This window comes from Vibrio sp. V15_P4S5T153 (assembly GCF_963874485.1).
Lineage (GTDB): Bacteria > Pseudomonadota > Gammaproteobacteria > Enterobacterales > Vibrionaceae > Vibrio > Vibrio anguillarum.
This window is the reverse complement of record NZ_CAWNHR010000016.1, coordinates 1-3,328: the sequence shown is the minus strand read 5'-3', so window position 1 is coordinate 3,328 and position 3,328 is coordinate 1. Positions and strand designations below refer to the sequence as shown.

General features: G+C 41.2%; 5 protein-coding genes. 3 read left to right on the top strand and 2 right to left on the bottom strand.

Features of this window, described 5'->3' with window-relative positions:
• A partial coding sequence (locus AACT42_RS24790) for a helix-turn-helix domain-containing protein (RefSeq protein WP_141194994.1) occupies positions 1–95 on the bottom strand: 95 nt, incomplete at its 3' end.
• A 599-nt stretch (positions 96–694) separates the two neighbouring features.
• Here AACT42_RS24790 and AACT42_RS10035 point away from each other — a divergent pair.
• The 3 genes from AACT42_RS10035 to AACT42_RS10025 all read left to right on the top strand — a co-directional run bounded on the left by AACT42_RS10035 (position 695) and on the right by AACT42_RS10025 (position 2,238).
• Entirely contained in the window at positions 695–1,408 is a 714-nt protein-coding gene (locus tag AACT42_RS10035) for a Fic family protein (RefSeq protein WP_176432247.1), read from the top strand.
• Positions 1,409–1,543: 135 nt separating this feature from the next.
• Positions 1,544–1,915, top strand: a complete 372-nt coding sequence (locus AACT42_RS10030) for a hypothetical protein (protein ID WP_094132253.1) — start codon at positions 1,544–1,546, stop codon at positions 1,913–1,915.
• Between the two features lie 149 nt (positions 1,916–2,064).
• Positions 2,065–2,238, top strand: a complete 174-nt coding sequence (locus tag AACT42_RS10025; RefSeq protein ID WP_176432246.1) for a hypothetical protein — start codon at positions 2,065–2,067, stop codon at positions 2,236–2,238.
• A gap of 32 nt (positions 2,239–2,270) precedes the next feature.
• On the opposite strand, the gene AACT42_RS10020 is transcribed toward AACT42_RS10025, so the two are convergent.
• Positions 2,271–3,239: an IS30-like element ISVa6 family transposase gene (locus AACT42_RS10020; RefSeq protein ID WP_094182996.1), complete on the bottom strand. Its 969-nt coding sequence runs from the start codon at positions 3,237–3,239 to the stop codon at positions 2,271–2,273.
• Positions 3,240–3,328 lie beyond the last annotated feature (89 nt).

Sequence of the window (3,328 nt, the reverse complement as noted above, 5' to 3'; positions counted from 1 at the left end):
CCGGTAAGCCGAGCGATTTCAGCATAGCTAAGGCCTTGCTTTTTATAGGCAGCGATAGTATATCTGTCCCCTTCGGTGAGCTGTTTATAAGCCATAATTTTTCACTTCTTGGCGGGAGGAAAAATAGGGATTATGACAGCTCACTGTTTTATTTATAAGCGTTGCACTTAGTATATGAATCCAAGCTAAAATTCTTGGTTCACTCAAGCCGTAAAACAGGCAAGGTTCTTTGTTTGCCTCAATCAGTTTTAGCGTTGGCGTGTTGTAAATTAAGTGGGCGCAAAGTGTGGAAAGGGCAAGTTTATCGAGTATTTCGCATTTGCTGAAAGTCTTGCTTGTTGAGTTTGTCTCATTCAAAAGCTTGGTTTGTTGTTGAACGGTGGACTTTGTTTTGGCGGCTTATTTATCTCGGCTCCTACTTGGGTTGGTTCTTGAATCACTCAACCATTGCAATTGTGGCTTTTGGTCGTGTAAAGTCAGTTTATCTCATTGAATTTGCATAACAAACGGCTCAAGAGGGATTGTCAACGCTTGGCGGTTTTAGTGCAAAATTGAAGTTCAGTGTTTACAGTGTGTTTTTTGAGTTCGGCGGTGCGTTGTCAACCCCTTAGCCGGGCGTTAGCCGACTTCTACCACCTTACTCATCAGTAAGTGTATACTTAGCCAAGTTTTACTTACATTGAAGAAGACCACCATGACAGCATTGACAGATAACATGTGGAATATGAAACCAAATATACCGTTGGCTAAACAACTTGCCAAAAGAGATGTTCCAGCTTTGGTTTATGACGCTGTTAACCTCGAGGGTGTTGCAATGACTTTACCTGAGGTGCAAACCATTCTTGATGGGATCACCGTAGGTGGCCATCGAATTAGTGATCAAAATATGGCGATGAACCAAGCTCGAGCATGGGAGCTCATTTTTGGCTTAGTTGATCAAGGTGAGTTTCAATTTAATAAAGAAACCGCCTTAAAAATCCACAATATCGCTGGCAAAGAAGAAGCGTTAGAGTGGGGCAAATTTCGCTCTGGTTACGTTTCTATCACGGGTTCAGAGTATGAGCCTCCTGCTCCAGATGAGTTGGACGATAAATGGCTTGAAGTTGAGAGTCAGGTGAATAGCGAATCTGATGTTTACGATCAAGCAATTACTGCATTTTTACAAATGGCACGCGCTCAATTTTTTTGGGATGTTAACAAACGTACAGGCCGGTTTATGATGAACGGTATTTTGTTAGCTAACGGTTTCCCTATCATTAATGTGCAAGCTAAGCGTCAGCAAGAGTTTAATACGCTCATGCTCGACTTCTATTCTTCTAATGACATGACAGCAATGAATAAGTTTTTACGCAGCTGTTTGGATGAAAAAATTATTCGTAATTTCAAGCTAGATTTGAAAATCGGCTAACAAACGCTTCAAGAGGGACAGCCAACGCATGGCATTTTTATTATGCGTTGGCTTTTGTGATTAAGGTGTTATGCGGAAACTTGGTGGTAGCGTTGTCTGCCCCTTAAGCGGGCGTTATATTTTTTTGGAGTTATTGTGAGAGATTTTACTAAAGTGTTTGAAAGGCTGATCTGGTTTTTAGCTGCGTTAATTGTCTTTAGCGGTGGTGTGGCGATATATCAATATAGAAAGGTATTCGATGGCACATTATCAACTAGTTCAAATGATTGGGGGGCATTGGGTAGCTTTATTGGTGGGGTCTTCTCTCCAGTTATAGCTTTTGCTACTTTGATTGCAGTTGTTGTTACGATTCGTTTACAGAGAACAATGCTTGAAACACAAAAAGAAGAATTTCAAAGGTTGTATAAATTACAAGGTAAATCGTTGGACTTAACTGAAAAAGAAGCCCGTTTTTTTAAAGATAAGGCATTCAGTGATGAGTTAAATGCGCAAAAAAGCTATTCTTAGATTTAATTTTTCAACAGATTTCAATAAAGTTAGATGAAAAGAACAAGGCTCATGAACGACTTTACGAATTATCAAAGTGGTCTATAGAAGGCACTGAGGTTGATATAAACCTCCTTTCGGAAACCGCTGAAATGGTTACAATAAGGGATATGCAAATCGATATTCTAACTCGAATTTCAGTTAGGTTTGCCAGAGGGTTTTATAAAAAACCGCAAGAAATGGATCGGGTAATAGATCGAATATTTGAAACAATAGAAGACCCTGAAAAGTTAAATGAATTACATAATTTAGGGGCTGACTCATTCGATATGAATGGCGCATAAAACTTAGTATCAAGTTTGAAGTGCGACACTTTCTATAGATGCGCATGAATATACTCCGTTGGTGTTCTATACCCAAGTCTTTTGCGTGGGCGCGTATTTAATTTGTGTGCAATTTCATTGCAGAGCTTCTGTGTCACGTGTGACATAGAAGTTCGTTTTGGTAAGTATTGTCGTATCAAACCGTTGGTGTTTTCATTTGTACCTCGTTCCCATGAGTGGTAAGGATTTGCAAAGTAAAACAGACAGTTATGATGTTTTTCTAGTTGTGCATAACCATGAAATTCAGTGCCGTTATCCGCAGTTATCGTCTTAAAAGGTAAGTCAGAGCGGGTCATGATTTTGCTCATTCTTACGTTGAGCGACTCGCTTGTTCTATCGTCCATTTGCCCAATAAAAGTGTAGCCAGTCATTCTGTCGACTAAAGTCACGATGCAGTGCTTAGTTCCGCGGCCCACGACGGTATCAATCTCCCAGTGACCAGGCTCTTTTCGATGCTCAGCTTTTGCTGGTCTTTCGGTAATATGACGCTTTGCTGCCAGCCGACCTCGGCTGTCTTTTGAGTTATACCTTTTACGCCTTTTCTTAGTGGATTGGCGTAGGTGTTTCCATAGTGTTCCACCGAGAGTTTTGTCGTTCCAAATGTACTGATAAATGAGCTCGTGGCTCATTGTTGGATAGCCTCTTACCCTCAGGTATCCGACGATTTGGTCAGGACTCCAATCCAGTCGTAGCAAGGCTTCAGGTAACCTGAAGTCGATTTCGCTGTAGCGCTTATTTCTGCGCGAGCGACTCAGCCGGTTGCGAGCCATTTGTTGGGCTCTCCATGCTTGATAGGAGTACCTTTTAAAGTGTCTGTTGTATCGGGAGTTCCGTTCAATTTCTCGATAGATAGTAGCTTTGTGACGACCCAGTTGTTTAGCTATTTTAGGGGTACTAATTCCTTGCTTTCTGAGTGCAGAAATCATATACCTTTCGTTCTCAGTGAGGTGCGTGTATCTCATGTTTTTTACTTCTTGGCGGGAGCAAACTTCATGATTATCGCATCTCACTGTTTTTATGTTCAGAGGTGTCGCACTTCGTACTTGAATCC

What these genes read in the sequence shown, in the direction of transcription:
- AACT42_RS10035 (WP_176432247.1), top strand. Translation starts at nt 695, where the DNA reads ATGACAGCATTGACAGATAACATGTGGAATATGAAACCAAATATACCG.
- AACT42_RS10025 (WP_176432246.1), top strand. Translation starts at nt 2,065, where the DNA reads ATGCAAATCGATATTCTAACTCGAATTTCAGTTAGGTTTGCCAGAGGG.
- AACT42_RS10020 (WP_094182996.1), bottom strand. Translation starts at nt 3,239, where the DNA reads ATGAGATACACGCACCTCACTGAGAACGAAAGGTATATGATTTCTGCA.